This window comes from Nostocoides japonicum T1-X7 (genome assembly GCF_001046855.1).
In the GTDB taxonomy this organism is placed as follows: domain Bacteria; phylum Actinomycetota; class Actinomycetes; order Actinomycetales; family Dermatophilaceae; genus Nostocoides; species Nostocoides japonicum.
This window is the reverse complement of sequence record NZ_HF570958.1, coordinates 4,442,063-4,445,452: the sequence shown is the minus strand read 5'-3', so window position 1 is coordinate 4,445,452 and position 3,390 is coordinate 4,442,063. Positions and strand designations below refer to the sequence as shown.

Sequence of the window (3,390 nt, the reverse complement as noted above, 5' to 3'; positions counted from 1 at the left end):
AGGCAGCCGGCCGCCGCGACGAGCGCGGCGACCGTGCCGACGACGAAGCTGACGATGAGCGTGATCGAGGCGGTGAGGCAGCCCGCGAGGGTGACGAGACCGAGCTTGGCGAGGATGTCGGACTGCCTGACGAGGACCGGCCGCTCCTGCTTGCGGAACAGGAGCCGGTGGATGCTGACCGGCGCGATGATCAGCCCGGTGGCGAGGACCCCGAGCGAGACGGCGACGAGGTAGAGGAGGCGCTGCTCGTCGGACAGCTCGCCGAACCGGGCCTGGAAGGGGATCGTCAGGAGGAACGCCGAGAGGATCTGGACGCCGGTCTGGACGACGCGCAGCTCCTGGAGCAGCTCGAGCCAGTGCCGGTCGAGCCGCTCGACGGGCGTCTCGTTCCGCAGCTCGCGCTCGTGGGGCTCCTCGTGCGGAGTACCGGTGGCCACGGCCGCAGACTATGCCCACGCAGGGTGAGTGGCGGTTCCCCGTGCAGACGGACCCCGCCGGCGCGGCGGGGCGTCGCCACCCGGTCGCTCAGTGGTTGCGCAGTGCGTCGACGAGCTCGCCCTTGGACATCGACGAGCGTCCGTCGATACCGATCTCGGCAGCCCGCTTCATGAGGTCCTTCTTCGTCCAGTCCTCGTAGCTGCCGCTCTTGCCACCCTTCTTCCCGACACTCTTGCGGGAGGTGTTCGCTGCGGCGTTCGCGATGCGGGCGGCCTTCTCCTTGCTCGCACCGTCGTCGCGCAGGTCCTCGTAGAGTTCCTTGTCCTTGACCGAGGGGCCGGGGTCGCGGCGGTCGGAGTTCTTCGGCATGGGATCCCTCCTTCGAGGTGGGCCTGTCGCGGTGACCAGCCGTTCTCCACGGTATGCCGCTCCCGGGCCGCTCGCCACGCGACCTGTGGGGCCCGCTCGCTCTCGGCGTGGGTTCGCCGCAGCCGCCTCGAGCGGCCGCAGCTGCCTCGAGCGCAGGTGTCGGTCCCGCCTCCTCGCTCTCAGGAAGCGCCGCGGCCGCCTGCTGTCGGTGGCCTCTGATGGAATCGCAGGCATGGTGGTTCGACTGCGCAGACCCGCGGCGGCGGGAGAGGGCGACGGCGCGATCGTCCTCGACGACGCCCAGCGGGCGGCAGTCATCCACCGAGGCGGCGCCCTGCGGGTCCTCGGCGCTCCGGGGACGGGGAAGTCGACGGTCGCGGTGGGGGCGGTCGTCGACAGGGTCCGCTCCGGTGAGCTGGCCCCCGACGGATGTCTGCTCGTCGGCCCGACGAGGGTCGCAGCCGCGCGACTGCGCGACGCCGTCACCGCGGCCGTCGGCGGCACGACGACGACGCCCCTCGCGCGGACCCTGTCGAGCGTCGCATTCGGGATGCTCCGGCAGGCGGCGGCGCTGCGCGGCGACCCGGCACCGCGGCTGCTGTCGGGTCCGGAGCAGGACGTCATCCTCGCCGAGCTGGTGGCTGGTCACGCGGCGGGGGAGGGGACCGACCCGGGCTGGCCCGAGCGCGTGCGCCCGGCCCTGGCGACCCGGGGATTCCGGGCCGAGCTGCGCGACCTGCTCATGCGGGCGGTCGAGCAGGGGCTCGATCCGGATGCGCTGAGGGCTCTCGGCGTCGAGCACGACCGGCCCACATGGGTCGCCGGCGCGTCCGTGCTCGCGGAGTACGACGCGGTGACCGCGCTGTCGGCGCCCGGCGCCTTCGACCCGGCCTGGATCCTCGGCGCCGCCGCGGACCTGCTCGCCATCGACGAGGAGGCCGCCGACCGGGCGCGGGCCGCGATCCGGTGCATCGTCGTCGACGACGCACAGGAGCTGACGCCGCCGGCGGTCCGGCTGCTGCGGCGGCTCGCGGCACCGGGCGTCGACGTCGTGCTCGTCGGCGATCCCGACGCCGCCGTGCAGACCTTCCGCGGTGGCGACCCACGGTGGCTCGCGGAGGGCTGGACCAGCCTCGGCGAGGGGACGACGGTCGTCCTCGGGACGGCATACCGCATGCCGTCCCGCATCGCGGCGACGACGGCCCGGGTCGCCGCGCACATCGGCGCGCTCGGCGGCGGGCTCCAACGGCGGCCGGTCCCGGTGCGGGACGGCGGGGAGGTCGGCGTCCACGTCCTGCGGTCGGGGGCGCAGGAGGCGGCGTTCGTCGCCGCCGCGCTCCGCGAGGCACACCTCGTCCACGGCGTCCCATGGTCGGAGATGGCCGTCATCGTCCGTGGCGGCGCGCGCACCGCCCAGCTGCGCCGCGTTCTCGCCGCCCACGACGTGCCCGTCTCCACCGATGTGACCCAGCTGCCGCTGCGCGACGAGCCGGCCGTCCGCCCCCTGCTCACCCTCATGGCGGCGGCGCTCGACGTCGCGTCGGGGCGGGCCGAGGGCTACGACGCGGAGGCCGTCGTCGACGCCGTCCTGTCGCCCCTCGGCGGCGCCGACGCCGTGGGTCTGCGCCGCCTGCGCCGCTCCCTGCGACGACGCGAGCTCGCCGCCGGCGGAGGCCGGACGAGCGACGAGCTGCTCGTCGAGGCCGTCGCCACACCCCTGTCCCTGGAGGAGCTGGGGCCGGAGGCCCTGCCCGCCAAGCGGATCGCCCGCATCCTCGCCGCGGGCCTGCAGGCGGCGTCCTTCGACCCCGGCAGCGGTCGATGGGCAGCAGGTGTCGACGCCGAGTCGGTGCTCTGGGCGATGTGGTCGGCGAGCGGGCTGGCGCGGGGGTGGCGGGACACGGCTCTCGGTGGCGGGCGGGCGGGGGCCCGACGCGATCATGACCTCGATGCCGTCGTGGCCCTCTTCGACGCGGCGGCGCGGTTCGTCGACCGACTGCCGGGCGCCGGACCCGACGCGTTCCTCGAGCACGTCCGCGGGCAGGACGTCGCGGGTGACGTCCTCGTCCCTGTCGCTCCCGCCACGGGTTCGGTCGCGGTGCACACCCCCGCGAGCGCAGCCGGGAAGCACTGGCGCATCGTCGCGGTCTGCGGCGTCCAGGAGGGGGTGTGGCCGGACCTGCGGCTGCGCGGCTCGCTCCTCGGCTCCGCCGACCTCGTCGACGTCGCGTCCGGTCGGGGAGGCTCGTGGCGGGCCGCCCAAGCGTCCGTGCGGCACGACGAGACACGCCTGTTCCTCGTCGCGTGCTCCCGGGCCACGCAGCGGCTCCTCGTGACCGCCGTCGCGAGCGACGACGAGCAGCCCTCGCCCTACCTCGACGTCGTCGACCCGTCGTCCGAAGGCGACGCCACGACGGCAGCCGGCGGCGGTGGGCGACCCTTCACCGAGGTGGAGCGCACGCTGACGCTGCCCTCGGTCGTCGCCGCCCTGAGACGCGACCTCGCCGGACGCGACGAGCGCGCCCGGGGCCGCGCCGTCACCGAGCTGGCGCGGCTCGCGCGGGCCGGGGGGGCGGGCGGGGG

The 3,390-nt window shown here is 75.3% G+C and carries 3 protein-coding genes; 1 reads left to right on the top strand and 2 read right to left on the bottom strand.

Translation table 11 applies throughout. The features are described 5' to 3' along the window. Both BN12_RS25865 and BN12_RS20200 read right to left on the bottom strand, forming a co-directional pair. Positions 1-437, bottom strand: a 437-nt coding sequence (locus BN12_RS25865; RefSeq protein ID WP_083454803.1) for a DUF6328 family protein, incomplete at its 3' end; no start/stop codon positions are given. Positions 438-525: 88 nt separating this feature from the next. Then, positions 526-807 (bottom strand): DUF7218 family protein, encoded by a 282-nt coding sequence (locus tag BN12_RS20200; protein ID WP_048555289.1) that lies wholly within the window; start codon positions 805-807, stop codon positions 526-528. A gap of 232 nt (positions 808-1,039) precedes the next feature. On the opposite strand from BN12_RS20200, the gene BN12_RS20195 reads away from it, so the two are divergent. Continuing rightward, the coding region (locus BN12_RS20195) for an ATP-dependent helicase (RefSeq protein WP_053080131.1) at positions 1,040-3,390 on the top strand (2,351 nt) is incomplete at its 3' end.